The organism is Azonexus sp., assembly GCF_049652925.1.
GTDB lineage: Bacteria > Pseudomonadota > Gammaproteobacteria > Burkholderiales > Rhodocyclaceae > Azonexus.
This window is the reverse complement of record NZ_JBASFI010000005.1, coordinates 171002-197145: the sequence shown is the minus strand read 5'-3', so window position 1 is coordinate 197145 and position 26144 is coordinate 171002. Positions and strand designations below refer to the sequence as shown.

Sequence of the window (26144 nt, the reverse complement as noted above, 5' to 3'; positions counted from 1 at the left end):
ACAAATCAAAATTATACCCGACTCTCTTTTTCCGGCTTGCGCAAACCCTGGCGTAGCAAGTCCATATGTATGCGCAAATAGGTCTGCGGGTCGCTCTCGGCGCTTTGGCAGCAACTCATCGAAAAGCGCCAGATCAGCAGCATTAAAATCGGTGCGATAACCACGTCGACGGTGGTTTCGACGTCCATGCTGCGGAACTCGCCGCTATCCATGCCGCGTCGCAAGGCGCCAGCCACCAGCGCCCGGCCGCGGCTGATGACGTTTTCGTAATAGAAATTGGCCAATTCAGGAAAGTTGCGCGCTTCGGCCACTATCAGCTTCGGAATGCCGGCAAATTCGGTCTGGCCGATCTTTGTCCACCAGTTTTGGAGCAGGAGTTCCAGCAGTTCGAAGCTGCAGCCGCTATGTTTTGCCGCAATCGCTTCATTTTCGGCAATGACCGGGATGATCCCTTCCTGAACCACCGCCTTGAACAGCGCATCCTTGTTCTCGTAATAGAGATACAGCGTCCCCTTTGATACGCCGGCGCGTGCCGCGACATCTTCCAAACGGGTGGCGGCAAAGCCTTTTTCGACGAATAGATGAAGCGCAGCCTCGAGAAGTTCGGAGGGGCGGGCTTCCTTGCGTCGCTTGCGGGGGGTGGGGATGGCTGACATGGTAACTTAATGACTCGTTGGTCATTAAGTTACCATTGCGACTACTTTCCGGTCAACGGCCTTCCTTGATCAGGCGGCCGCCCGAGGGCTGGATGGGCCGGGCGTTGTTTTTGTACAGCCGGCTGAAGATGTTGATCTGGTCAGGCGAAACCTGCACCGGCTGCTTCATGACCAGCCACAGCACGCCTTCGGAGCACGGCGGCGTCGTCAGCGAGCCCATGTAGGTGTAGTAGTTGCGGGCGGTCGGCAGCAGGGTGTTCAGGTCGATCGTGGTGGTTGGTGGCGCTACCGGCAGGTTTTTTTCCAGCGGCATGTTGTTCCACAGGGTCTGGATGAACGCGTTTTCCGTGCCGCGTTCGAGCAACACGGCGACGACGGCGAGCTGGCCATCGTCGGCCTTGTGCACGAGGTGGGCGACCATGTCAAAACGCTGGCCATTGACCTTTTCTTCCGACGGACGATGGAAATGGAACTGGACCAGCTCGTAGGTCTTGCCGGTCAGGGAAATCGAGCTTTCGCCGACTTCGACCTGAACCGTGTGGCCGTTGTCGATGATGCGGAAGGTCGAAGGCTGGTAATTGAACTTGATCGGCTCCAGATCAACCTTGATGCCATCCTTGATGTCGATTGGCGACTGCCGCTGGCCAATGGCGCACGTCTTGTTGTTCTGGTCCAGTTTCGACCAGTTTTCCGGGCCGCCGGCACCTTCGTAATCCCAGTGGATGTGGGCATGCTGCACGGCCGGTTCGCTGTGGGTCAGTTCCAGCATGTAGCCTTCGGATCTGGGTGCCTTTTTCGGTTTTGGTGCTGGCGCCTGGCTGGTGTGAACTACGACGGTTGCTGCCTTCGGCGCGGCGACCTTGGCCGGTCCAGGCGTGGGCGCTGGTGGCGGCGGAGCGGGAGGTGCCGCTTCCTTGGTATTTTCCTTGGCGCTTTCCATGGCCGCCTTGAGGTTCGGCCGGATCGACGGAATCGCACTTTCTTTCAGCGGTGCCGCGCCATGGGCGGCGTCGCTGGTTTTCATGGCCTCGGGCTTTTCGGCCTTGGCCATTTCCTTCTTGAGCATCGCCTCGTTGGCTGCCTTCAGCTGGCCGGCTGCCTCATTCGCCTTCTGCGCAATCTCGGCGGCGCCCTCCTTGGGTGGGCGACAGACTTCGCGCAGCACCTTGTCATCCAGCGTTCCGGTACGCACCGGCAGGTCGGCGCCCTTGATGTCCTCTTCGCGGACAATGTCATTTTCATTCTTCTTGAAAATTCGCTTTGTCGTGCTGGCGCTGCGTGTCGTGCAGTCGTAGCGGGTGAATGCCTCAATCACGCGGTAAGGCGCGCCGGTACGGCCATCCACCAGTTCCTTTTCGAGCACGACGCGTCCTTGCGCCTCAACGATGTTGCCGTCACGTTTCAGGCTTGTGCGGTTGAGTTCAATACGTTTGCCCGGTTCGGATGAAATGGTCTGCCAGGCGGGCGCGGCTGCAGCACCGAAAGGCAGGGCGACCAGCAGGCTGGCGATCATCAGTAGGCGCATCTTGGTTCCCATGTTTTCTCTTTGAATTCTGGCGCTTGTCGACGATATTTCGGCTGGTTTCGAGAAATCTTGAGCGCATTTTGTCGTTCCTTGCATTTTGCCTGTATTTCCAGTAACTTGCAGCCTCTCGTTAGGGGTGCCCGACTGGATTCGGGCTGAGAATCACCCTTCGAACCTGACCGGGTCATGCCGTCGTAGGGAAACGAACTTTGTTGCTCCTTGCCCGTCTTACCCCGCTGCATCCACGCAAGGAATAACCATGAACGCCACCGAACAGTTTCTCGCCGCCAACGCCCACGTCGACGCGGCCGCAGTCCAGCCACTGCCCAATTCCCGCAAGGTTTATATCGAAGGTTCCCGCCCGGACATCCGCGTCCCGATGCGCGAAATTTCGCAGGACGACACGCCGACCGCCTTCGGCGGCGAAAAGAATCCGCCGATCTACGTTTACGACTGCTCCGGCCCTTATTCCGATCCTGCGGCCAAGATCGACATCCGTTCCGGGCTGCCGGCTTTGCGTGCCGGCTGGATTGCCGAACGTGGCGACGTTGAAGAACTCCCCGGCCTGAGCTCCGAATTCGGCCGCAAGCGCGCCACCGACAAGGAACTCGACGAACTGCGTTTCCCCGGTCTGCACCGCAAGCCGCTGCGCGCCAAACCCGGCAAGAACGTCAGCCAGATGCACTACGCCCGCCAAGGCATCATCACCCCCGAGATGGAATACGTCGCCATCCGCGAAAACAACAACCGCCGCGCCTACATCGAATCGCTACGGTCAACCGGAAAAATGGGCGAAAAAATGGCTGCCCTGCTCTGCCGCCAGCACCCCGGCCAGAACTTCGGCGCCAGCATCCCGGAAGAAATCACCCCGGAATTCGTGCGCAGCGAAATCGCCCGCGGCCGCGCCATCATCCCGAACAACATCAACCACCCGGAAAGCGAGCCGATGATCATCGGCCGCAACTTCCTTGTGAAGATCAATGCCAACATCGGCAACTCGGCACTCGGTTCAAGCATTCAGGAAGAAGTCGAGAAAATGACCTGGTCGATCCGCTGGGGCGGCGACACCGTGATGGACCTGTCCACCGGCAAGAACATCCACGAAACCCGTGAATGGATCATCCGCAACAGCCCGGTGGCCATCGGCACCGTGCCGATCTATCAGGCGCTGGAAAAGGTCAACGGCAAGGCCGAAGACCTGACCTGGGAAATCTTCCGTGACACGCTGATCGAACAGGCCGAGCAAGGCGTCGACTACTTCACCATCCACGCCGGCGTGCTGCTCCGTTACGTGCCGCTCACCGCTAACCGGATGACCGGCATCGTCAGCCGCGGCGGCTCGATCATGGCCAAGTGGTGTCTGGCGCACCACAAGGAAAGCTTCCTCTACACGCACTTCGAGGAAATCTGCGAAATCATGAAGGCCTACGACGTCGCCTTCAGCCTCGGCGACGGCCTGCGTCCCGGCTCCATCTACGACGCCAACGACGAAGCCCAGCTCGGCGAACTCAAGACCCTCGGCGAACTGACCCAGATCGCCTGGAAGCACGATGTACAAGTCATGATCGAAGGCCCCGGCCATGTGCCCATGCACATGATCAAGGAGAACATGGATCTGCAACTCGATCAGTGCAGCGAAGCCCCGTTCTACACCCTCGGCCCCTTGACCACCGACATCGCGCCGGGTTACGACCACATCACCAGCGGCATCGGCGCCGCCATGATCGGCTGGTACGGCACGGCCATGCTCTGTTACGTCACGCCCAAGGAACACCTCGGCCTGCCCGACAAGGATGACGTCAAGGTCGGCATCATCACCTACAAGCTCGCCGCCCACGCCGCCGACCTCGCCAAGGGCCACCCCGGCGCGCAGATCCGCGACAACGCGCTGTCCAAGGCGCGTTTCGAGTTCCGCTGGGACGACCAGTTCAACCTCGGCCTCGATCCGGACAAGGCGCGCGAATTCCACGACGAAACCCTGCCCAAGGAATCGGCCAAGGTCGCCCACTTCTGCTCGATGTGCGGCCCGCACTTCTGCTCGATGAAGATCACGCAGGACGTGCGCGAATTCGCCGCCGCCCAGGGCATCGCCGAAGCTGAGGCGTTGGAAAAGGGGATGGAAGTGAAGTCGGTGGAGTTCGTGAAGGCCGGGGCTGAGGTTTATAGCAAGGTCTGAGTCTTGCCGAATGCCTGGTAGCAAAGGAAAGGCGGCTGATTTAGCCGCCTTTTTTATGGCTATCTCGATCTGATTTTGCTTGATGACATCCGGGGGGGCTTGTCTCAAATGTGCACTAAGCAGTCCTTCGGTTCTCTATGAAGCGGACACTCAACAAATGGGGATTTATAGACCGGCCTTCGAATACCAATCCTTGGCAATGCCCCAGTCTTGATCGACGCCTTTTCCCAATTCATACATCATTCCGAGGTAGTAGCACGCCTCCTTGTAGTGTCTCGAATTGTCCTCTTCCTTTAGAGCATTAAGAAAACAACTCTTGGCTGACGAGTACGCGTTTGAGTTGAAGAAGTCTTGCCCTCGGCGGAGAAAAACTTCATTAGAAGGCTCTTTCTCGGCCGGTATTCTGCAATCAACACTATTCACCTGTTTCAACTCTAGGTGCCGTTCCTTGGCTTCTGTTTCGGCCATTGATCTGGCTTCAATGTTTGCAAGTCGATCAAAGGCCATCATCCTGGGCTTGACGTGGAATCCACCACGATTCGTGCCGTAAGCACGAATAATTTGTCCGGAATATTTTTCTGGAATGCGGGCGAGATTCTCCCAGCAGTGGGACGCACCTTGTAGTACGGCGCTCTCATCGACAACTGGATAGCTGCCTTTCACCACTATCACATTGGTTAGCACAACGCTCCCCCCATCCCAAATGCGGGTAGAGACGACTTCAGGACCAAAATGGGTGGTGTAGGGAACGCTTCCATGAGTAACAAAATTGACCTCGCCGTCGATTACCCAGTCGGCTATTTCGCTGCAAGAGCGATGCTCCGAACTGCTACCGCCACAAGGGTTGGGTGGGCAGCGGATGTCGGAAATACAGGAGCTGCTTACAGCCCATAAAAACACACTGAGTGTGGCACGGAGTCTTAGCATCGTTAGTCTTCTTTACGGCGGGGTCCCTGTTATGGGACTGGTCTACGCATCGTGCCGCAATGCCGAGGGGCCGCTTCTGGCCGATAGCAGGCTACTTCCCCGCAAGTTGTATACCTCGGTCACCGAATTTACGTTCCCTTACAGCTCCCTAACCCGTCTTAACGGTGTCGTGGGTGACTATTCGTCATGTCGTCGGGCATCACCCGAAGCCTGAAGTCAAAGGACCGAACGTGAATTTTCAACAATTGAGTTTGAAGCGGTTTCTGATTGCCGCGGCGATTTCGCTGGTGCTGCCGTTGGCTGCCCTTGGGGTTGGTCAGCGGGGTGGTGGCTGCGGTGTCGGGCCGGGTATGGAGGGCGGGAAGATGCCGCCGTATTTACGCCAGCTGAATTTGATTGAGGCGCAGCGCGACCGGGTTTTCGAGATCATGCACGGGCAGGCGCCGGCCATGCGCGAGAAGGTGAAGGCGGTGCGTAGTGCGGAGGAGTCGCTGCGCAAGCTGGTGGTGTCGACTGAATATACCGAGCCGAAGGCGCGTGAGTTGTCTGACATCGCAGCCCGGGCGACGGCGGATCTGTCGCTGGCCCGGGCCAAGGCCGAGCGCCAGATTTATGAGGTGCTGACGGCCGAGCAGCGCAGCCAACTGGCCAAGTTGAAGGCCGCCGGCAAGACGCCAATCGACGGGCGAGGTGCTGAGCGCCGGCCGCCTCCCGGCGATTGACCAAAGTTTTGGCGGCTGCCAGAACGGCGGCCGCCGCGCGATCTACCCCCTTGCCCGCCTCGGCAGAATTTGTGGTCGCGGCGGGCCTTTTTACATCGTTTAACACCTGTGAAGATCGCAGGCGGTGAAAATATCCGGATGAATACCACGTCATTTTCAAGAGCGCCGAATTGGCGCTTGTCGCTTGTTGTTTTGCTCGCCGTCGGCTCGCTGAGCGCCTGTTCCGGGCTGCCTTCAGTCGGGCCGGATTATCAGGCGCCGGGTTGGGCCATGCCGAGCCGTTGGCTGGCGGCGAAAGCGAGTGATTCCCGGCCGGAGGCTACGGAATCCACCGCTTCCACGGTCAACCGGAAAAACAGCCCAAAATCGCAAAGTGACTGGTGGCGGCAGCTGGGTGATCCGGTGCTCGATGAGCTGATCGCCACCGCCCAGTCCGGCAGTCTCGACCTCAAGGCGGCGCAGGCTCGTTTGCGGCAGGCGCGGGCCAGTCGGGCGCAGGCGGTGAGCGGATATTTTCCGCAAGCGTCGGCGTCGACTGGCGTTAGCCGGACGAAGAACGCCAGCGCCGTCAGCGCCCTGCCGACGCGCACGCTGTACGACGCCAGTTTTGACGCCAGTTGGGAGCTTGATCTTTTCGGCGGCACGCGGCGGGCGGTCGAGGCGGCGAGTGCCGATCTGGCGGCGAGCGAGGCCAGTCTGGAAAACGTCCGGGTGTCGCTGGTTGCCGAGGTGGTGCAGAACTATGTCGAGTTCCGCGCTTACCAGCTGCGGCTGGCGATCGCCCGGGCCAATCTGGCCAGCCAGACCGAAACGGCGCAGATTACCGAATGGCGCGAGCAGGCCGGGCTGGCCAGTAGCGCCGATGTCGAGCAGGCGCGGACCAACCGCGAGCAAACGCGAGCCAGCATGCCGGACCTTGAGGTCGGGCTGGCGGCGGCGGAAAACCGGTTGGCCACCTTGCTTGGCCGGCAACCCGGCGCCCTGCATGAACAGTTGCTGGCCTCGCAGGCCCGGCCGGTGGCGCCGCCGACGGTAGCGACCGGCATCCCGGCCGATGTGCTCACCCAGCGACCTGATCTGATCGTTGCCGAGCGCACGCTGGCGGCGGAAACGGCGCGCATCGGGCAGCGGCAGGCGGCGCGCTTCCCCAGCCTGTCGCTCGGCGGCTCTTTCGGCTGGCAGGCTTACAGCCTCGGCGCGCTGGGCGGCAGCGACAGTCTCGTTCGTTCCCTGAGCGGCACGCTGGCGGCGACCTTGTTCGATGGCGGCAAGTTGCGCAGCGCCGTGGATTTGCAGACGGCGGTGCAGGAAGCGGCGCTGGCTGACTACGAAAACGCCGTGCTGACAGCGCTGGAAGAGGTCGAAAACGCGCTGACTGCCCACGCCCAGGCCCGCGACCGGGTGATCGCCCGGGAAGCGGCGGCCGTTTCGGCGCGCAACGCGGCGACCTTAAGCCGACAGATGTACGAAGCCGGCCTCGCCGACTTCCAGAAAGTGCTGGAAACCCAGCGTACCCAATTGACGGCCGAGGATTCGCTGGCCACCGCCCAGTCGGCCGTGCTGACCACGCTGATCCAGCTCTACAAGGCGCTCGGCGGCGGCTGGTCGGGCCATGAAAGTGATCGAACATGACAAAAAATACGGATACCCAAAGTACGGATACCTCGTCGGCGGCGCTCGTTGCGCTGCTCAGCAAGAATGCCAACAATGGCACCGGCCGGCGACGGCTGTGGCTGATTGGTGGCGGCATTGCCGTCGTGGCCGTGCTGTGGCTGGCCTTGTCCGGTGGCAACGGCCAGCCGGCCGGGCAATACCTGACCGAGGAAGCGCTTCTCGGCAATCTGGTAGTTACTGCCTCGGCCAGCGGCACGTTGCAGCCGACCAAGTCGGTCGATGTCGGCTCGGAGCTTTCCGGCACGCTGTCCAGCGTACTGGTGCAGGAAAACGATGTGGTCAGGAAAGGCCAGTTGCTGGCCCAGCTCGACACCGCAAAATTGAAGGACGCTGTTTCCAAATCGCAGGCCGCGGTGGCGGCGGCCGAGGCCTCGGTGGCGCTGGCGCAGGCGACGGTGGCCGAAACGACGGCGTCGCTGAATCGCATGCGCCAGGTCGCCGAGCTTTCCGGCGGCAAGGTGCCGGCCAAGACCGAGCTGGAGACGGCCGATGCGGCGCGGCAACGGGCTGTCGCCAGCCTGGCCAGCGCCCGGGCCGACGTGGTGCAGGCGCGGGCGACGGCGAAAACCGATGAAACCAATCTCGGCAAGGCGACCATCCGTTCGCCAGTCGATGGCGTCGTGCTGACCCGCAAGGTGGAGCCGGGCCAGACCGTGGTGGCGGCGATGACGACGCCGGTGCTTTTCGTGCTGGCCGAGGATCTGGCCAAGATGGAGTTGCAGGTCAAGGTTGATGAGGCCGATGTCGGCAATGTCAAAACCGGCCAGACGGCGAGCTTTACCGTGTCGGCCTGGCCGGGACGCCAGTTTCCGGCGAGCATTCAGCGCGTCGGGCTGGGTTCGACGACGACCGACAACGTCGTCACCTACAAGACCATCTTGCAGGTCAATAACGATGATCTCGCGCTGCGGCCGGGCATGACGGCGACGGCTACTATCGTCACGGCCAGCCGCGACAAGGTGCTGCTGGTGCCCAATGCGGCGTTGCGTTTTACGCCGCCGGGCGAGGGGGCTGGGGCGAAAGAGCGCGGCATTGTCGCCCGCCTGATGCCCGGCCCGCCACCGGAGGCGCCGAAAAATCGCCCGGTGGCAGCCAAGGGCAGCGGCGACGGGCAGGTATGGGTGCTGGTCGATGGCCAGCCGCAGGCGGTGGCGCTGAAAACCGGCGTCAGCAACGGGCGCCTTACCGAGGTGCTGGGCGGCGAGCTGAAGGCTGGCATGGCGGTGATTTCCGACTATCAGGCGGCGAAAAAGTGAGTTGCTGCGGTCAACTGGAAAAAACGGCCAAAATTGAAATTTCGGCGAGGCTACCGTGAGCGCGCCCTTGATCGAACTGCGCGCCATCACCAAGACCTACGGTCAGGGCCAGACGGCGTTTCAGGCGCTGGGCGGCGTTGATCTGAGCATAGCGGCCGGTGAATTCGTGGCGGTCATGGGGCCGAGCGGTTCCGGCAAATCGACGGCGATGAACCTGCTCGGCTGCCTCGATACGCCGACCTCGGGCGAATACCGTTTTCAGGGCATCAACGTCGAGCAGCTCGACCGCAACCAGCGGGCGTTGCTGCGTCGGCAATGCCTTGGCTTCGTTTTCCAGGGCTTCAATTTGCTGGCGAGAACCTCGGCGCAGGAGAACGTCGAACTGCCGCTCCTCTATCGCGGCGAGCGGGCCGAAATGCGCCACGCTGCGGCCCGTGCCGCCCTCGCCAAAGTCGGCCTCGACGGCTGGGAAACGCACACCCCGGCTGAGCTTTCCGGCGGTCAGCAGCAGCGCGTCGCCATTGCCCGCGCCATCGTCACCAACCCGCTCGTCCTGCTCGCCGACGAGCCGACCGGCAACCTCGACAGCAAGCGCAGCCACGAGATCATGGAACTGCTCGGGCGGCTGAACAGCGAACAAGGCATCACCATCATCATGGTCACCCACGAGCCGGACATGGCTCAGTACGCGCGGCGCATCGTGCATTTTGTAGACGGCCTCGTGGACAGCGACAGCGCGACGGAGGCCGCATGATCCTCAACGCACTCCTGCTCGCCCTGCGCGAGATCCGCCGCAACTTGCTGCGCTCCTTCCTGACCGTGCTCGGCATCGTCATCGGCGTTGGCGCGGTGATCACCATGGTGACGCTGGGCAACGGCGCCACGAAGATGGTTTCCGACCAGATTGCCAGCCTCGGCAGCAACCTGCTCATGGTCATGCCCGGCCAGCGCCTTGGCCCGGGGCGCGATAGTGCCGGCGCGCCGAAATTCAAGATCGCCGACATCGAGGCCATCCAGCAACAGGTCAATGGCCTCAAGGCCGTGGCGCCCGTTGTCGGCAGCCCCGTAACGCTGGTCGTTGGCACGCAGAACTGGTCGTCGACGGTGAGCGGCACGACCAACGACTATTTCATCTCCGGCAACTGGAAAATCGCCGCCGGGCGGCAGTTTAGCGATGACGAGGAACGCGCCGGCAAGGCCGTTTGCGTGATCGGCAATACCGTCAGGAAGGAACTGTTCGGCGCCGGCAATCCCGTCGGCAGCAGCATCCGCGTCAAGACCTTCGACTGCGAGGTGATCGGCCTGCTCGTCGCCAAGGGCCAGGGCGGCATGGGTCAGGACCAGGACGACACGGTGCTGATGCCGCTGCGCACGACGCAACGCCGGCTGACCGGCTCGCTCGATATCGGCAATGTCATGGTCTCGCTCAAGGACGGCACCGACGCGACCGTCGCCATCGCCCAGCTGCGCAGCCTGCTGCGCGAACGCCGCAAACTGGCCGAGAACGCCGACGACAATTTCAACGTGATGGACACCAAACAGATTGCCGAAACGCTCTCCGGCACCATCGGCACGATGACCGCGCTGCTCGGCGCGGTGGCCGCCGTCAGCCTGCTCGTCGGCGGCATCGGCATCATGAACATCATGCTGGTGTCGGTCACCGAACGGACACGCGAAATCGGCATCCGGCTGGCCATCGGGGCACTGGAAAACGAGGTGCTCTGGCAGTTTCTGATCGAGGCCGTGGTGCTCTCTGCATGCGGTGGGCTGGTCGGCGTGGGGCTGGCTTTTGTCGCCTGCCTCGGGCTGTCGTCGCTGATGCACATACCTTTTATGTTCAACCCGGCCATTAACCTGACGGCCTTTGGCTTCTCGGCAGCGATTGGCGTGATTTTCGGCTACGTCCCGGCGCGCCGGGCGGCGCAACTTGATCCGATCGAGGCGCTGCGGCACGAGTAGGGGTTTTCAATTTTGGGCATTATTTCCGGTTGACCGTAGCAAGCTGGTTGCTCCCTGTTACGCCCTTTACTTTCATTTACAGCCCCGTCACCCACCTTTACAGGCTCTCGGGGGAGTATTCGTCCTGTCGCTTGGCCCGCTTGGGTCGGCTAATTTGAACAAGAGGATGAAGAGATGAAAACTACCCCGAACAGCAATATCAAACGCTTCCTGATTGCCGCCAGCGTGGCTTTGGCCATTCCGCTTTCCGCCGCGGCCTTTGGCGGTCACGGCGGTCATTCTGGCTGCGGAATGGAGGCGCATGGCGGCGCTGGCCACCACATGATGGGTGGCAACATGATGCCGCCGCACCTGCGTGCCTTGAATCTGACCGAAGCGCAGCAGGATAAGGTGTTCGAGATCATGCATGCGCAAGCGCCGGTGATGCGCGACAAGGCCAAGGCCCTGCGCAAGACCGAGACTGATCTGCGGGCGTTGACCTCTGCGGCGGATTACAGCGAAGCCAAGGCGCGCGGTCTGGCCGACGAGGCGGCGAAGGCGATGTCGGAAATGACGTTGGCACGTGCCAAGGCGGATCGTCAGGTATTCGAAGTGCTGACGCCGGAGCAACGCAAGCAGCTGGCTGAAATGAAGCCAACCGAGCGCGGGCCGCGTGGCCGTGGCGATGGTCCGCGTGGCGCTGCTGCTGATGGTGGCAAGCCAGCCGTTCGTTAATTTGGTTGTTTGACCTTTGGGGGCCGATGGCCCCCATTTCATTTTTGGCTGTTTTTTACGGTAGACCGTAGCAAGCCCGAGTGACCATGGAGTTCATTGGCGCCGAACGGATAAGCCGAATCTGCGACAATCGGGCATGCCCGAAAAGCTTTGCCCCGCAGCTCCGTCGCCGATGGCGTGCCGCCCCAATTGCGGCGCCTGTTGCATTGCGCCGTCGATCAGTTCGCTCAGCAAGCCGGCGGGGGTGCCATGTCGGCATCTGGATGGCGAACTTCGTTGCCTGATTTTCGCTAGCCCGGAACGGCCGAATTGCTGCGCTGGCCTGCAGCCGTCGGCCGAGATGTGCGGCTTATCCCGCGAGCATGCGCTGAATTGGCTGGCCGAACTCGAAGTTTTGACACATCCGGGATAGTAGAATGCGGCCTCCCCAACTTGGTAAAAGCACAGGCCGCACGCCATGGACCCGATTCTTCTCCTCAAAGCCCTCATCCTCGGCATCGTCGAAGGCCTGACCGAATTCCTGCCGATTTCATCGACCGGCCACCTGATTCTGGCCGGCGATCTGCTGGATTTCAACGATGATCGCGGCAAGTTGTTCGAGATCGTCATCCAGTCCGGCGCCATTCTGGCGGTCGTCTGGGAATATCGCGAACGTCTGCTCGTCGTGGCGCGCGGCGCCTTCAGCGACAAGGCTGCGCAGAAATTCATCCTCAACCTGTTCGTCGCCTTCCTGCCGCTGGCCATCCTCGGGCTGGCTTTCGGCAAGGCCATCAAAGCCAATCTGTTCAACCCGATTGCCGTGGCGACAACCTTCATTCTCGGCGCCTTCGTCATCCTGTGGGCCGAAAAGCGAGAGCACACCATCCGCGTCCAGACGGTCGAGGAAATGACCCTGCTTGATGCGCTGAAAATGGGCTTCGCCCAAGCCGTGGCGCTGATTCCCGGCACCTCGCGTTCCGGCGCAACGATCATCGGTGGCCTGCTGTTCGGCCTGTCGCGCAAGGCGGCGACCGAGTTTTCCTTCTTCCTCGCCATCCCGACGCTCGGCGCAGCCACCGTCTATCAGCTCTACAAGGAGCGCGCCCTGCTCAGCGCCGACGATATCGGCATGTGGGTGGTCGGCTTCATTTCCGCCTTCGTTTCTGCCTTTCTCTGCGTGCGCTGGCTGCTGCGTTTCATTTCCAGTCACGATTTCACGCCCTTCGCGTGGTATCGCATCGTCTTCGGCATTGTCGTCCTGATGACCGCCCACTTCGGCTGGGTGCAATGGACCGCTCACTGATCGTTTACCTGCACGGCTTCTGCTCGTCGCCGGCATCGTGGAAGTCGCAATTGCTGGCGGAAGAGATGGCCCGGCGCGGCATGGCGGCGCAGTTCGTCTGCCCGCAACTGTCGCCGGTGCCCGATGAAGCGGTGGCCAGCGTCAGTCGCTTGATCGAACAGGCCGGCGGGCCGGTGACCTTGATCGGCAGTTCGCTGGGCGGGCATTACGCCAACCATCTGGCCGAAAAATACGGCGTGAACGCCGTACTGATCAACCCGGCCGTGGTGGACCGTCTGGATTTGACTCTGTTCGTCGGTGACCACGCCAACTTCCATAGCGGCGAACGCTTCACCTTCTCCGAAGCGCATGCCGCGCAGCTGAAAGCCCAAGTGCGCCAGCCGACGCCGGAACGCTACTGGCTGCTCGCCGAAACCGGCGACGAGGTGCTGGATTACCGGCAGGCCGTCGATTTCTACACCGGGTGCCGGCAAACGGTGTTGCCAGGCGGCGACCACGGCTTCACGCAATTTCCCGGCTTCGTGCCGCAAATCATTGAATACGCTGGGCTATAATCCGTCGATGAATGTATTGTTTGAAGAAGATGGCGGCTTCAAGGCCGGCAATATCATGGCCGACAACGACAGTTCGTTGCAGGTCGAAATGCCGAGCGGCAAGCGCAGCAAGATCAAGGCCGCAACGGTGTTGCTGCGTTTCGAGAAACCGTCGGCGGCCGCCTTGCTTGATCAGGCCACGCCGCTGGCCGAAGAAATCGAAGCAGAATTCCTCTGGGAGTGCGTGAACGATGGCGAATTTTCGTTTCTTGATTTTGCCCGTGACTACTACGGACACGAGCCCAGCCCGCTCGAAGCGACGGCGGTGCTGCTTGCCGTGCACGCCGCGCCCGTCTATTTCCACCGCAAAGGCAAGGGCCGCTTCCGCAAGGCGCCTGCCGACATTCTCGCAGCTGCTCTGGCCAGTCTTGAAAAAAAGCGTCAGCAAGCGCTCGCGATGGAAGGCTGGATTGGCGAGCTGAAGGAATTCCGCCTGCCGCCGGAAATCGGCGCCATGACCGATGCCCTGCTCTACGCACCAGACCGCAACAAACCCGAAACCAAGGCCTTCGAGACGGCCTGCGCCGAAACCGGCCTGACGGCGGCCCAAATGCTCTTCAAGTGCGGCGCCATCAAGTCGCCCTACTTCCTGCATTACCGCCGTTTTCTGCACGAACAGTTTCCCAAGGGTGTGGCTTTTCCGCCTCTTGATGCGCCGAAACTGCCACGCGACCTGCCGCGCGCCGATGTCCGCGCCTTCTCGATCGACGACGCCAACACCACCGAAATTGACGACGCGCTGTCCGTCGTCAAACTGCCCGGCATCGGCACGCGCATCGGCATCCACATCGCCGCACCGGGGCTGGCCATCGAACACGGCTCGCCGCTCGACGGCATCGCCCGCGCCCGGTTGTCCACGGTCTACATGCCCGGCAACAAGATCACCATGCTGCCCGATGCCGTGGTCCAGAACTACACGCTGGCCGGCGGTGTCGATTGCCCGGCCGTCTCGCTCTACCTGACGGTCAATGACTCGCTGGAAATACTGAGTCACGAGTCGCGGCTGGAGATGGTGCACATCGCCGCCAACCTCCGTCACCACGAAATCGAACCGTGGTTCAACGCCGAAACGATCAATGGCCCGCTCCCAGACCAGCCGTTCAAGGACGAACTGGTTCACCTCTGGCACTTCGCCAACGCCTGCGAAGGCCGCCGGGGCAAGCCGTCGGCGATGCAGGGCATCAACGATTACAACTTTGAAATCGGCGGCGATCTGGCTGATCCGGACAACTGCACCGTCGAAATTTCCGAACGCAAGCGCGGCAGCCCGCTCGACAAGCTGGTCGCCGAGTTGATGATCGTCGCCAACTCGACCTGGGGCGGCCTGCTCGCCGAGAAGAACGTCGCCTGCCTGTACCGGGCCCAGACGCAGGGCAAGGTGCGCATGACCACCTCGCCGCTGCCGCATGAAGGCCTCGGCGTGCCGCAATATGCCTGGATGACTTCGCCGCTACGCCGTTACTGCGACATGGTCAATCAATGGCAGTTGATCGCCTGTTTGAAGGGCGAAACGCCGGCTTTTGCCCAGAAATCGGCTGAATTGTTCGGCGCCATGCGCGATTTTGAACTGACTTACGCCGCCTATGCCGATTTTCAGCGCCAGATGGAGCGTTACTGGTGCCTGCGCTGGCTGCAACAGCATGAAATGACAGAAATCGAGGCGACCGTTCGTCGTGAACAGAGCGTCAAGCTCGACCATTTGCCCTTGTTGCTGCGCGTGCCTTCCCTGCCGGCCGATCTGGTGGCCGGTCAGCGCGTGCGTCTGGCCATTGAAAGTCTTGATTTGCTTGCGCCGGAAGTCAGTTGCCGTTTCCTGAGCCTGCTTGGCGAGAACAATCTGGCCGACGCCACGGAGAGTGAGGAGCAGTGAAAAAAAGGAGACCGTCCCTGCGTGCGGCCCGCGCGGCGAAGCAAGATCGCCGCTTGTGGATCGCACTGGGCATCTCCGTTCTTTTTCATGGTTTGTTGCTGTTCCTTAATTTCCAGTTTCCGGAGGCTTCCCAAGCCTTCCGCGAAAAGGCCATGGACATCATCCTGGTCAACGCCAAATCCGCCCGCAAGCCGACCGACGCCCAAGCCCTCGCGCAGGCCAATCTCGATGGTGGCGGCAATACCGATGAAAACCGGCGGGCCAAGACGCCCTTGCCGCCCTCGCCACAAAAGAGCGATGGCGACTCTATTCAGCAGATGCAGCGTCGCGTCCAGGAACTCGAAACAGCCCAGCAAAGGCTGCTGGCGCAGGCGAAAAGTCTGCGCACCGTCGCCGCGGCAAATACGGCCACCGAGCAGCCATCGCCCGTCGTGCCCGTGGTCAGTGGCTTGGACCTCGCCGAGTCGGCGCGGGCGATGGCCCGTCTCGAGGGTGAGATCAGCAAGTCGGCCGACGAATACAGCAAACGGCCACGCAAGAAATTTGTCGGTGCGCGGACCGAGGAATACGGCCTGGCCGCCTATCTCGATGCCTGGAAACAGAAGGTCGAGCGTATCGGCACGCTGAATTATCCGCCCGAAGCGCGCGGCAAGCTTTATGGCGCGGTGGTGATCTTCGTCGAATTGCGGGCCGAGGATGGCAGTCTCTACAGCGCGGAGATTTCGCGTTCGTCCGGTCACAAGATTCTCGATCAGGCCGCCCTGCGCATCCTCAGAATGTCGGCGCCCTTCGGTGCCATTCCGCAGCAGGCATTGGGTGGTGCAACGGTGCTTTCTTTCGCCCGAACCTGGTATTTCACGCAGGGTGACGCCCTCAATACGGCCAGCAAATGAGCGATCTGTACTGCGTGTTCGGCAATCCGATTGCCCATTCGAAGTCGCCGGCCATCCATGCCGCCTTCGCCGCGGTTAGCGGGCAGGATATGGTCTATGAGGCGCGTCTTGCTGCGGTCGACGGCTTTAAACAGGCAATTTCCGAATTTGTTGCGGCGGGCGGCAAGGGGGCGAATGTCACCGTGCCGTTCAAGGAGGAAGCGTTTCGTCTGGCGACGCGATTGTCCGGGCGCGCGGCGCGAGCCGGGGCGGTCAATACGCTGGCTTTCAACGGTGGCGAAATCTTCGGCGACAACACCGATGGCGCCGGGCTGGTTCGCGACATTTCGCACAATCTTGGCTTTTCGCTGGCCGGCAACCGCATCTTGTTGCTCGGCGCCGGCGGCGCTTCGCGCGGTGTGATCGCGCCGCTGCTGGCTGAAAAGCCGGCGTCACTTTTCATCGCCAATCGGAGTGCTGACAAGGCCGTCGCCCTGGCGGCGTCGTTTGGCGACATGGCTGCGGTCGACGCCGGAAGTTTTGCAAAAATCACTGGTAAAAGCTTCGATCTGGTCATCAACGCTACTTCGGCCAGCCTTGCCGGCGAAAGCCTGCCCTTGCCGCCGGGAATCTTCGCACCGGGCAGTCTGGCCTACGACATGATGTACGGCAAAGGTGAAACGCCTTTTCTCGCATTGGCCCGCGAGCAGGGGGCGACGCAACGGGCGGATGGCCTTGGCATGCTGGTCGAGCAGGCAGCGGAAGCCTTTTTTGTCTGGCGCGGCGTGCGCCCGGCAAGCGCTCAGGTGCTGGCTGACCTGAGAGTCAAACTGGCCGCATGAGAGTCGTCGGTCGCTGGTTCAAATGGGCTGTCCTGGGTCTGGTCGGTCTGTTCCTGATCTGGCAGCTGTGGCTGCTTGGCTGGGTGTTGTTCTGGGGTTGGGTTAATCCTGGTGAAACCCGCTTCATGGAAATTCGTCTGGCCGAAATCCGTCAGAAGGCACCGGATGCCCAGATAAAAAAGCAATGGGTGCCCTATGAGCGGATTTCGATTCATCTCAAGCGCGCCATCATTTCGGCCGAGGATGCCAAGTTCGTCGATCATGAAGGCTTCGACTGGGAAGGCATGCAAAAAGCCATAGAAAAAAACCAGAAACGGGGGCGTTTGGCTGCCGGTGGCTCGACCATCAGCCAGCAGCTGGCGAAAAACCTGTTCCTGACGCCGACCAAGTCGTATTTCCGCAAGGCCGAAGAGGCGATCATTACGTTGATGCTGGAGAACCTGTGGAGCAAGCGGCGGATTCTCGAGGTCTATCTCAACGTGATCGAGTGGGGCAACGGTGTCTTCGGCGCCGAAGCGGCAGCTCGTCATTACTACAACGCCAGCGCCGCCCAGCTCGGGCCGGAACAGGCAGCGCGGCTGGCCGGCATGGTGCCGAATCCTCGCTTTTACGACCGGAATCGCAATGCGCCCGGATTGGGGCGCAAGACGGCGATCATTCTTGGTCGTATGTCGGGCGCCGAGGTGCCGTGATTTATTGCCGGAATAGGGGTTTTACGCACTAACCCGGCTCTCCGCCCGGTGCTAAAATGCCCCACCTTTTGCGGCGCCGCACCATGAGCGAAGAAGCCCAGCTAACTGATACCGAAGACTTGCAGGAGCGCCTCGCCGAGGTGCAGACCCTGCTCGCCCGGCACAAGCTGGTTGAGGAGCTGGTGCACCGGCAGGATGGTCCGCGTCACGACATCGTTGAGGACATGGTGCACAAGCAGCACCTGAATGCGCTGCAGGCGCGCCTCGAGCCGATGCACCCGGCCGACATCGCCTACGTTCTAGAAGCTTTGCCGCAGGACGAGCGTCTGATTGTCTGGGGGCTGGTCAATCCCGAGCTCGAAGGCGAAATCCTGCTCGAAGTGTCGGACGCCGTTCGGGAAAACCTGATCGACTCGATGGGCCGCACCGAACTGGTTGCCGCCGCCGAAACGCTCGACGCCGATGAACTGGCCGACCTCGCGCCCGACTTGCCGCAAGGCGTTATCGACGACGTTTTCCGTGGCTTGCCAATCGAGGAGCGCGAGCAGTTGCGCGCCGCGATGTCCTATCCGGAAGAGTCCGTCGGCTCGATCATGGACTTCGACATGGTCACCGTCCGCGAGGATGTGTCGCTCGAAGTCGTGTTGCGTTATCTGCGCCGTTTCGACGAACTTCCCGACCATACCGACCAACTTTTTGTCGTTGATCGCAACGAGCACCTCAAAGGCGTGCTGCCGCTCAACATCCTGCTGGTCAATGAAGTGGATGTCGAAGTCGGTACGCTGATGCAGACCGATTTCGTCGAGTTCGAACCCGACGACCTCGCCGAAGAAGCGGCCAAGGCCTTCGAACGTTACGACCTCGTCTCGGCGCCGGTGCTCGACCCCGATGGCAAGCTGGTCGGCCGCGTGACGGTTAACGAGGTGGTGGACTACATCCGCGAAGAGGCCGAGCACGAACAACTGGCCCAGGCCGGTCTGCGCGAGGAAGAAGACATTTTCGCCTCGGTCTGGGACTCGGTGAAGAACCGCTGGGCCTGGCTGGCGGTGAACCTGGTGACGGCCTTCATCGCCTCACGGGTGATCGGCGCTTTCGAGGATTCGATTGAAAAGCTGGTGGCGCTGGCGGCCCTGATGCCGATTGTTGCCGGCATCGGTGGCAATTCCGGCAACCAGACGATCACCATGATCGTCCGCGCCATCGCCATGGGTCAGGTCCAGCCCGACGCCATGCGCCGCTTGCTGCGTAAGGAACTCGGCGTGGCGACGATCAACGGCCTGATCTGGGGCAGCCTGCTCGGCATTGCCGCGTGGTGGCTGTACGGCAGCGTCAAGCTCGGCTTGGTGATGACCTCGGCGATGACGCTCAACCTGCTGCTGGCGGCCTCGGCCGGCGTCGGCATCCCTCTGCTGCGCCAGAAGTTCGGCGCCGATCCGGCCGTGGGCGGCTCGGTGATGATCACCGCGCTGACCGATTCTGGCGGCTTTTTCATCTTCCTCGGCTTGGCTACGCTGCTGCTGATGTGAATTTGGCCGCGGGTGGCCATTTCAATTTTGGTCGTTTTTTACGGTAGACCGTAGCAAGCCCGGTTGACCGTCGGATTCAGTGAGAATCGGGCGTCAGGAGCTTGAGGCCGACGATGCCGGCGACAATCAGCCCGATGCTGACCAGGCGTGCCACTTCCTTCGATTCGCCAAACAGGAACATCCCGAGAATAGCTGTGCCAACGGCACCAATGCCCGTCCACACGGCATAGGCCGTGCCCAGCGGCAGTACCTTGAGCGACCAGCCGAGCAGGACAACGCTGACGGTCATCGCCACCAGTGTTGCCGCCGATGGCCACAGGCGACTGAAACCTTCGGTGTATTTGAGCCCGACCGCCCAGCCGATTTCGCAGAGACCGGCGACGAAGAGGATCAGCCAGGCGGAAGCCGTGTTCATTTGAGCGTGGCGAAGTAGGCGTCGGCGGCGGCGATGGTGGCCGCAATGTCGGCGTCGGAGTGGGCGGCCGAGACGAAGCCGGCTTCAAAGGCCGACGGCGCGAAGTAATGACCGGCGTCGAGCATGGCGTGGAAGAAGCGGTTGAAGGCTTCCTTGTCGCAGGCCAGCACTTCGTCGTAGGTGCCAGGGCACTGCTCGGCGAAGTAGAGGCCGAACATGCCGCCAACGTTCTGGGCGCTGAACACGACGCCATGTTTTTTCGCGGCGGCGACCAGGCCGTCGCACAGAGCCTTGGTCTTGGCGGTCAGGGTCTCGTAGAAGCCCGGCGCCTGAACGAGCTTCAGCGTCGCCAGACCAGCCGCCGTGGCGATCGGGTTGCCGGACAGCGTGCCGGCCTGATAAACCGGGCCGAGCGGGGCGATCTGCTCCATGATCTCGCGCTTGCCGCCAAAGGCGCCGAGCGGCATCCCGCCGCCGACGACCTTGCCGAAGGTGGACAGGTCCGGCGTGATACCGAAAAGGCCCTGCGCGCTCTTGAGGCCGACGCGGAAACCGGTCATCACTTCGTCAAAAATCAGCACCGAGCCGTTCTTCGTGCACAGCTCGCGCATGGCGTTGAGGAAGGCTTGGGTCGGGGCGATCAGGTTCATGTTGCCAACGACCGGTTCGACGATGACGGCGGCGATCTTGTCGCCATGCTTGGCAAACGCCTCGGCCAGTTCCTGCGGATCGTTGTAGGTCAGGACCATGGTGTTTTCCGCAACGCCGGCCGGGACGCCGCTCGACGAGGGATTGCCGAAGGTCAGCAGGCCCGAGCCGGCCTTGACGAGCAGGCCGTCGGAATGACCGTGGTAGCAGCCTTCGAACTTGATCAGGATGTCGCGGCCGGTGTAGCCGCGAGCCAGACGGATGGCGCTCATCGTCGCTTCGGTGCCCGAGGAAACCAGGCGGACCATATCCATCGACGGCACCAACTCGCAGAGCAGGTCGGCGATGTCGACTTCTTTTTCGGTCGGTGCGCCGAAGGATAGGCCATCAACAACGGCCGCCTGAACGGCTGCGATCACTTCCGGATGGGCGTGGCCGAGGATCATCGGGCCCCACGAGCCGACGTAGTCGGTGTACCACTTGCCGTCGGCATCCTGCACCTTCGGGCCAACGCCTTTCTGGAAGAAACAAGGTGTGCCGCCGACCGAACGGAAGGCGCGGACGGGCGAATTGACGCCGCCCGGGATGTGGCGCTGGGCGCGTTCGAACAGTTGCTGGTTGCGTGAGGTCATGACTGTACTTCCTCGAAAAGGCGTTGATAGGCAGCAGCGCGCGCCGTGATGTCGGGGGCGCTGAACAGGTCGGTGATGACGGCGAGCAGGTTGACGCCGGCGGCAATGAGGGGCGGGGCGTTGGCGAGCGTGATGCCGCCGATGGCGCAGCTTGCCACGGTCAACCGGGTTTTTGCCGCAAAAAACAAATCGGCTCCGGAGAGCGGGGCGTTCGGTTTGGTCGGTGACGGATAGGCAGCACCGAAGGCCACATAATCGACCCCGGCCGCTTCGGCCGCCTGCGCGGCAGCGAAGTCGGCGTAGCACGAGGCGCCGAGTATGCGGTTTGGCCCGAGGATGGCGCGGGCGGCCAAGAGGTTGCCGTCGTCCTTGCCCAGGTGCACGCCGTCCGCTTCGATCAGGAAGGCCAGAGCCAGATCGTCGTTGATCAGCAACTTTGCATCGTGACGCCGGGTCAGTTCGCGCAGCGCCCGGGCGCGAGCGACGCACTCGGGCATCGCGCTGGTTTTGTCGCGGTATTGCACGATGCGGCAACCGCCGGCCAGGGCAGCTTCAGCCTCGCTGAGCAGCCGGGCGCCATCCGCGTATTCCGGGGTGATGGCGTAAAGGCCGCGCAATTCAGGCTTCATCTGATTTGCCATCGCCCTGCTCATTCTTGTTTTTTGCTGCCTCGTCGTCTTCGCCGCGCGCCCAGAAAAAGCGGTCCGGAATGAACTGGCCCATGCCGGCCCGGAAGCCGGCGGCCAAGGCCTGCCACGTGTAATCCTGGGCATCGTGCACCGCATCTTCCATGCTGGCCCCGCCGGCGATGCAGCCAGCAATGGCCGAGGCCAGCGTGCAGCCGGAACCGTGGTAGCTGCCCGGCAGGCGTTCCCACTGGTCGCGCCGGATGACACCCTCGGCGCCGTACAGCGTGTTAACCACTTGCGGCGTGTTTTCATGCGTGCCGGTAATCAGCACGTACTGCGCGCCCATTTCAATCAGGCGCTGGGCGCACACGTCGATCGACGGCTCGCCTTCGTCCTCGTCGCTTTCAGCCAGTCGCCGTGCTTCTGGCGCATTCGGTGTGAGCAGCGTGGTCTGCGGCAGCAACATTTCACGAATCGCGGAAATGACATCCTCGCTCGACAACTCGTCGCCCCGTCCGGAAGCCAGCACCGGGTCGAAAATCACCGGGATTTCCGGGTAATCCGAAATGATTTCGGCCACCGCAATGACGTTCTCGACGCTACCCAGCATGCCGATCTTGAAGGCAGCCACTGGCATGTCTTCGAGAACGGTTCGTGCCTGCTGTTCAAGCAACTCGGCGCTAACCGGCTGTACGTTCTGCACGCCCACGGTGTCCTGCACGGTCAGTGCGGTCAAGGCGCTGAGCGGATGGCAGCCGAGGCTGACCAAAGTGAGAATGTCGGCCTGCATGCCGGCGCCGGCTGACGGGTCACTGGCCGAGAAGACCAGCACCATCGGTGGGCAGGGCGGTGTTGGTGCGGTGGTATTCATCATTTTTCGCACCCTTGGCGGGAGCGAAGGGAATTGGGTAAGATGGCCGCGATTTTATCCGAATCTCGAGGCGGTCGAAGTAGTCATCAAAAAGCTGTAACACTGTTGTTGGCATTGCCTCGCGGTAATACTTCCGTAGTATGATGCACCGATAGAGCCTTCATCAGAGGCACAGGGGACAGGGAAAGTGGCTGATTTATCCAGACTGCGCGGCGTCAGGGTCATGGTCATTGACGACAGCAATACGATACGGCGCAGCGCCGAGATTTTTCTCGTGCAGGCAGGGTGTCAGGTCGTCCTCGCCGAAGACGGCTTCGATGCGCTGGCCAAGATCGCCGACCACCAGCCGAGCGTCATCTTCTGCGACATCATGATGCCGCGCCTTGATGGCTATCAAACCTGCTCGCTGATCAAGAAGAACCCGAAATTCAAGGCTACGCCGGTCATCATGCTCTCGTCCAAGGACGGGCTGTTCGACCGGGCGCGTGGCCGCATGGTCGGCTCCGACCAGTACCTGACCAAACCATTTACAAAAGACAGCCTGCTGCAAACGGTTGCTACGTTTGCCTTGCCGGCCGAGACAGAATCCAATACGTAGAGCTCAGGGAGAGCACATGCCTGTAAAGAATATTCTCGTAGTCGACGATTCGCCCACTGAGCGTTTTTTTACCGTCGATGTGCTGACCAAGGCCGGTTATCAGGTGACCACCGCAGAAAATGGCGAAGAGGGGATCGCCAAGGCCAAGGCCAACAAGCCTGACCTGATCCTGATGGATGTCGTGATGCCCGGGCTGAACGGCTATCAGGCAACGCGCACCCTGACCCGCGATGAAGAAACGAAAAACATTCCGATCATTGTCTGTACCTCCAAGGGGCAGGAAACCGACAAGATCTGGGGCTTGCGTCAGGGCGCGGTGGACTACCTCGTCAAGCCGCTGATTCCGGAAGAGTTGCTGCAACGAGTCGCTGCGCTGCCGTAATCCAGATGGCCCGGAAAACCAGCCTTCGTGATTTTCAGGAATATCTGGCGACGCGTCTGAGCAATGCGGCCAAGGGTAAGGGATCGTCGTCCTGGCTTGGCGTTGAGGCCGGCGGCGAATCTTGGCTGGTTGATCTTTCCGATGGCGGAGAAATTGTCCAGGCCTCGCTTCTCGCGCCTGTTCCGATGACCCGGCCATGGTTCGCCGGGATCGCCAATATTCGCGGCAACCTGCACGCGGTCAGCGATTTTTCGCTCTTTCGTGGTGGCCCGCCCATCGTCCAGAACGCCAACGCGCGCTTGCTGTTGATCGGTGCCCGTCACGGCGTCAATGCCGCCCTGCTTGTATCGCGCATGCTCGGTTTGAAAAACCCTGACGATTTCACTGTCGAACCGGCCGATGTTTCGATGCCGGCCTGGGGCAGGCAGCGTTTTGCCGATACGCAGGGAAAAATCTGGCACAAACTTTCGGTGCGCGAACTGCTTGCCGATCAGGATTTCATGAATATCGGGGTTTGACAGAGGGCTTTCGCCCCTACCCCAAGTGGAGGATTTCCATGGCTTTCAGCTTCAAGCTTCCCAAGATCGGTGGTCTCGGCAACGGTGGTTCATCGGGGCAGATGACCGTTTCGGCAGATATGCCTCCCGGCAAAATGCCGTTGCCCGGTTTTCTCGCGGGGCAGCCTGTTGTGCAACAGATGAAGACATTGGGTGGTATTTTTATCGCCCTGCTTCTGCTGATTGCCGGCCTGGTTTTCCATGACAACCGCGAGTCGACCCACAACACCGCCTACATCGCAGCCTCCGGAGAAATGCGCATGTTGTCGCAGCGGCTGGCCAAGGCTTCATCGCTGGCGCTGCAGGGCAACGTCGTTGCCTTCGGTCAGTTGAAGGAGTCGCGCGATACTTTCGGCAAGCTTTTCGATCAGCTTTCGAACGGTGGCGAAATTGGCAGTGTCAGTGTTCCCGCATCGCCTGACAGCGTTCGGCCTCAGCTCGAAGCCCTGGGGCTGCGCTGGGCAACCACTGACAAGGACGCCGAAACTGTGATTGCGCAGGAAGCGAACCTGGTCGCACTGGGCAAGAACGTCGCCACCATCGACAACAAGAATTCCGCGATGCTTGAACTGACTGAACAGTTGGCAACCCTGAAGCTGCAGGGTGGGGCGGCTTCCCGAGAGATTGCGTCGTCCAGTCAGTTGGTCATGCTGACCCAGCGGATTGCCAAGAATGCATCGGCGTTGCTCGTCGGTGACGAAATCAATCCGGAAGTGGCCTTTCTGCTGGGCAAGGATACCAATGCCTTCCGCGACATCCTGGGCGCTTTGAGCAAGGGTGGCAACGATGCCGAAAGCCGTACCAAGCTCGATAGTCTTGAAGTTGCGTTCAAGGAGTACCAGGGTGCCATTTCCAGCATTCTTGGCAACATGCAACCGCTGGTTCTTTCCAAACAAGCTGGATCCCGGATTTTCCGCGAGAGTGAAGACCTGCTGAAGACAACCGACGAACTGGCTTTGGGTTATCAGCAGGGGCTGGCTGAACGCGGCATGTATATCGTGTTGCTGATCGCGCTGAGCCTGATTGCGCTGGCTACACTGGCCTTGCTGGCCAAAATCTATCTCGACGATACCGGTCGTCGTGCCGCAGACGCAGAAGAGCAGCGCCATGCATCGGAACAGACCAACCGTGAAAATCAGGACGCCATTTTGCGTCTGATGAATGAACTCGGCGACCTGGCCGACGGCGACCTGACCGTTACTGCTACTGTTAGTGAAAACATTACCGGCGCCATCGCTGACTCGATCAACTACACCATTGAAGAACTGCGCGTGCTGGTCGGTCGTATCAACGATGCGGCAAACCGCGTGACCGCGGCAACCGAAATTGCCCGCCAGACGTCGGCCGAACTGCTCAACGCGGCCGAACGGCAATCCTCCGAAATTCAGGAGGCGGGTCAGTCGGCTCTGGAAATGGCCCGTTCGATGTCCGAGGTTTCCGGCAACGCAACGGAGTCGGCTCAGGTTGCCCGGCAGTCGCTGCAGGCCGCTGAGAAAGGTACGCTGGCTGTGCAGGACTCGATCAAGGGTATGAACGAAATTCGCAACCAGATTCAGGAAACCTCGAAACGCATCAAGCGCCTCGGCGAAAGTTCGCAGGAAATTGGCGAAATCGTGGAGCTGATTTCCGACATTACCGAACAGACCAACGTGCTGGCGTTGAACGCCGCTATTCAGGCCGCGTCTGCAGGCGATGCCGGGCGCGGTTTTACAGTGGTTGCCGAGGAAGTGCAGCGACTGGCGGAGCGTTCCGGTGAGGCAACGAAACAGATTGCGGCCATTGTGAAGACTATTCAGACCGACACGCAGGATGCCGTGTCCGCCATGGAACAGTCGACCCGCGGGGTGGTCGAGGGGGCCAAGCTGTCCGATGCAGCCGGACAGGCGCTGTCCGAGATCGGCGACGTGTCGCGCAATCTGGCCGACCTGATTCAGAGCATTTCCACATCGACCCAGAATCAGGCAGATTCGGCCACCCAGGTGGCGCGCCTGATGCAGGACATCCTGCACGTCACGGAACAGACAACTGCAGGCACGCAGCGTACAGCGCAGGCGGTCGATGAACTGACTGCGCTGGCTTCCGAACTGAAGGGCTCGGTCGCCGGCTTCAAGGTCGACTGACGATAA

At 61.3% G+C, this 26144-nt stretch carries 25 protein-coding genes and 1 riboswitch; of the genes, 18 read left to right on the top strand and 7 right to left on the bottom strand.

Annotated elements, in window-relative coordinates; all coding sequences use genetic code 11:
• Window positions 1-11 precede the first annotated feature (11 nt).
• Both WBK19_RS02560 and WBK19_RS02555 read right to left on the bottom strand, forming a co-directional pair.
• Window positions 12-656 carry a TetR/AcrR family transcriptional regulator gene (locus WBK19_RS02560; protein ID WP_511286666.1) on the bottom strand — a complete coding sequence of 215 codons (645 nt, stop codon included), beginning with the start codon at window positions 654-656 and terminating at the stop codon, window positions 12-14.
• Window positions 657-708: 52 nt separating this feature from the next.
• Window positions 709-2193, bottom strand: a complete 1485-nt coding sequence (locus WBK19_RS02555) for a carbonic anhydrase (protein ID WP_511286664.1) — start codon at window positions 2191-2193, stop codon at window positions 709-711.
• A gap of 110 nt (window positions 2194-2303) precedes the next feature.
• Window positions 2304-2399, top strand: a riboswitch (TPP riboswitch).
• 41 nt (window positions 2400-2440) lie between these two features.
• Here WBK19_RS02555 and thiC point away from each other — a divergent pair.
• Complete coding sequence (gene thiC, locus WBK19_RS02550) at window positions 2441-4357, top strand: phosphomethylpyrimidine synthase ThiC (RefSeq protein ID WP_511286662.1); 1917 nt, start codon at window positions 2441-2443, stop codon at window positions 4355-4357.
• A gap of 165 nt (window positions 4358-4522) precedes the next feature.
• On the opposite strand, the gene WBK19_RS02545 is transcribed toward thiC, so the two are convergent.
• Window positions 4523-5284, bottom strand: coding sequence for an SEL1-like repeat protein (locus WBK19_RS02545; RefSeq protein ID WP_511286660.1), 762 nt, complete (start codon window positions 5282-5284; stop codon window positions 4523-4525).
• Window positions 5285-5514: 230 nt separating this feature from the next.
• Here WBK19_RS02545 and WBK19_RS02540 point away from each other — a divergent pair, with 230 nt between their 5' ends.
• The 13 genes from WBK19_RS02540 (at window position 5515) to mgtE (ending at window position 19286) form a co-directional block, all read left to right on the top strand.
• On the top strand, window positions 5515-6006 hold the full coding sequence (locus WBK19_RS02540; protein ID WP_511286658.1) for a Spy/CpxP family protein refolding chaperone: 492 nt from the start codon (window positions 5515-5517) through the stop codon (window positions 6004-6006).
• A 177-nt stretch (window positions 6007-6183) separates the two neighbouring features.
• A complete protein-coding gene (locus WBK19_RS02535; RefSeq protein WP_511286656.1) occupies window positions 6184-7638 on the top strand; it encodes an efflux transporter outer membrane subunit in 1455 nt (484 codons plus the stop codon).
• Complete coding sequence (locus WBK19_RS02530) at window positions 7635-8936, top strand: efflux RND transporter periplasmic adaptor subunit (RefSeq protein WP_511286654.1); 1302 nt, start codon at window positions 7635-7637, stop codon at window positions 8934-8936. The genes WBK19_RS02535 and WBK19_RS02530 overlap by 4 nt, the downstream gene beginning before the upstream one ends.
• A 55-nt stretch (window positions 8937-8991) precedes the next feature.
• A complete protein-coding gene (locus tag WBK19_RS02525; RefSeq protein ID WP_511286652.1) occupies window positions 8992-9690 on the top strand; it encodes an ABC transporter ATP-binding protein in 699 nt (232 codons plus the stop codon).
• A complete protein-coding gene (locus WBK19_RS02520) occupies window positions 9687-10895 on the top strand; it encodes an ABC transporter permease (protein ID WP_511286650.1) in 1209 nt (402 codons plus the stop codon). The genes WBK19_RS02525 and WBK19_RS02520 overlap by 4 nt, the downstream gene beginning before the upstream one ends.
• A 174-nt stretch (window positions 10896-11069) precedes the next feature.
• Entirely contained in the window at window positions 11070-11609 is a 540-nt protein-coding gene (locus WBK19_RS02515) for a Spy/CpxP family protein refolding chaperone (RefSeq protein WP_511286648.1), read from the top strand.
• A gap of 457 nt (window positions 11610-12066) precedes the next feature.
• On the top strand, window positions 12067-12891 hold the full coding sequence (locus WBK19_RS02510) for an undecaprenyl-diphosphate phosphatase (protein WP_511286646.1): 825 nt from the start codon (window positions 12067-12069) through the stop codon (window positions 12889-12891).
• Window positions 12876-13445 (top strand): YqiA/YcfP family alpha/beta fold hydrolase, encoded by a 570-nt coding sequence (locus tag WBK19_RS02505; RefSeq protein ID WP_511286644.1) that lies wholly within the window; start codon window positions 12876-12878, stop codon window positions 13443-13445. Before WBK19_RS02510 ends, WBK19_RS02505 begins: the two co-directional genes overlap by 16 nt.
• Before the next feature lie 7 nt (window positions 13446-13452).
• A complete protein-coding gene (locus tag WBK19_RS02500) occupies window positions 13453-15354 on the top strand; it encodes a ribonuclease catalytic domain-containing protein (RefSeq protein ID WP_511286642.1) in 1902 nt (633 codons plus the stop codon).
• Window positions 15351-16247 carry an energy transducer TonB gene (locus WBK19_RS02495; protein WP_511286640.1) on the top strand — a complete coding sequence of 299 codons (897 nt, stop codon included), beginning with the start codon at window positions 15351-15353 and terminating at the stop codon, window positions 16245-16247. The genes WBK19_RS02500 and WBK19_RS02495 overlap by 4 nt, the downstream gene beginning before the upstream one ends.
• The gene (gene aroE, locus WBK19_RS02490) at window positions 16244-17068 is read left to right on the top strand and encodes a shikimate dehydrogenase (protein ID WP_511286638.1); all 825 of its coding nucleotides are present in this window, start codon (window positions 16244-16246) and stop codon (window positions 17066-17068) included. Before WBK19_RS02495 ends, aroE begins: the two co-directional genes overlap by 4 nt.
• Window positions 17065-17760, top strand: coding sequence for a monofunctional biosynthetic peptidoglycan transglycosylase (gene mtgA / locus WBK19_RS02485; protein ID WP_511286636.1), 696 nt, complete (start codon window positions 17065-17067; stop codon window positions 17758-17760). The genes aroE and mtgA overlap by 4 nt, the downstream gene beginning before the upstream one ends.
• Window positions 17761-17843: 83 nt before the next feature.
• Complete coding sequence (mgtE, locus tag WBK19_RS02480; protein WP_511286634.1) at window positions 17844-19286, top strand: magnesium transporter; 1443 nt, start codon at window positions 17844-17846, stop codon at window positions 19284-19286.
• Between the two features lie 76 nt (window positions 19287-19362).
• Here mgtE and sugE read toward each other — a convergent pair whose 3' ends face one another.
• Genes sugE through thiD form a run of 4 tightly spaced genes read right to left on the bottom strand, consistent with a single transcriptional unit; the run spans window position 19363 to window position 22484 of the window.
• Window positions 19363-19701: a quaternary ammonium compound efflux SMR transporter SugE gene (gene sugE / locus WBK19_RS02475; protein WP_511286632.1), complete on the bottom strand. Its 339-nt coding sequence runs from the start codon at window positions 19699-19701 to the stop codon at window positions 19363-19365.
• Window positions 19698-20981, bottom strand: coding sequence for a glutamate-1-semialdehyde 2,1-aminomutase (gene hemL / locus WBK19_RS02470; RefSeq protein ID WP_511286630.1), 1284 nt, complete (start codon window positions 20979-20981; stop codon window positions 19698-19700). Before hemL ends, sugE begins: the two co-directional genes overlap by 4 nt.
• Entirely contained in the window at window positions 20978-21622 is a 645-nt protein-coding gene (gene thiE / locus WBK19_RS02465) for a thiamine phosphate synthase (RefSeq protein WP_511286628.1), read from the bottom strand. Before thiE ends, hemL begins: the two co-directional genes overlap by 4 nt.
• Window positions 21600-22484 carry a bifunctional hydroxymethylpyrimidine kinase/phosphomethylpyrimidine kinase gene (gene thiD, locus WBK19_RS02460; protein ID WP_511286626.1) on the bottom strand — a complete coding sequence of 295 codons (885 nt, stop codon included), beginning with the start codon at window positions 22482-22484 and terminating at the stop codon, window positions 21600-21602. The genes thiE and thiD overlap by 23 nt, the downstream gene beginning before the upstream one ends.
• A gap of 220 nt (window positions 22485-22704) precedes the next feature.
• Here thiD and WBK19_RS02455 point away from each other — a divergent pair, with 220 nt between their 5' ends.
• Genes WBK19_RS02455 through WBK19_RS02440 form a run of 4 tightly spaced genes read left to right on the top strand, consistent with a single transcriptional unit; the run spans window position 22705 to window position 26138 of the window.
• Window positions 22705-23079 (top strand): response regulator, encoded by a 375-nt coding sequence (locus tag WBK19_RS02455; protein WP_226405783.1) that lies wholly within the window; start codon window positions 22705-22707, stop codon window positions 23077-23079.
• 16 nt (window positions 23080-23095) lie between these two features.
• Window positions 23096-23461, top strand: coding sequence for a response regulator (locus WBK19_RS02450; protein ID WP_494646717.1), 366 nt, complete (start codon window positions 23096-23098; stop codon window positions 23459-23461).
• Between the two features lie 5 nt (window positions 23462-23466).
• On the top strand, window positions 23467-23979 hold the full coding sequence (locus WBK19_RS02445) for a chemotaxis protein CheW (RefSeq protein WP_494646718.1): 513 nt from the start codon (window positions 23467-23469) through the stop codon (window positions 23977-23979).
• A 38-nt stretch (window positions 23980-24017) separates the two neighbouring features.
• The gene (locus tag WBK19_RS02440) at window positions 24018-26138 is read left to right on the top strand and encodes a methyl-accepting chemotaxis protein (RefSeq protein WP_511286623.1); all 2121 of its coding nucleotides are present in this window, start codon (window positions 24018-24020) and stop codon (window positions 26136-26138) included.
• The last annotated feature ends 6 nt before the right edge of the window (window positions 26139-26144 follow it).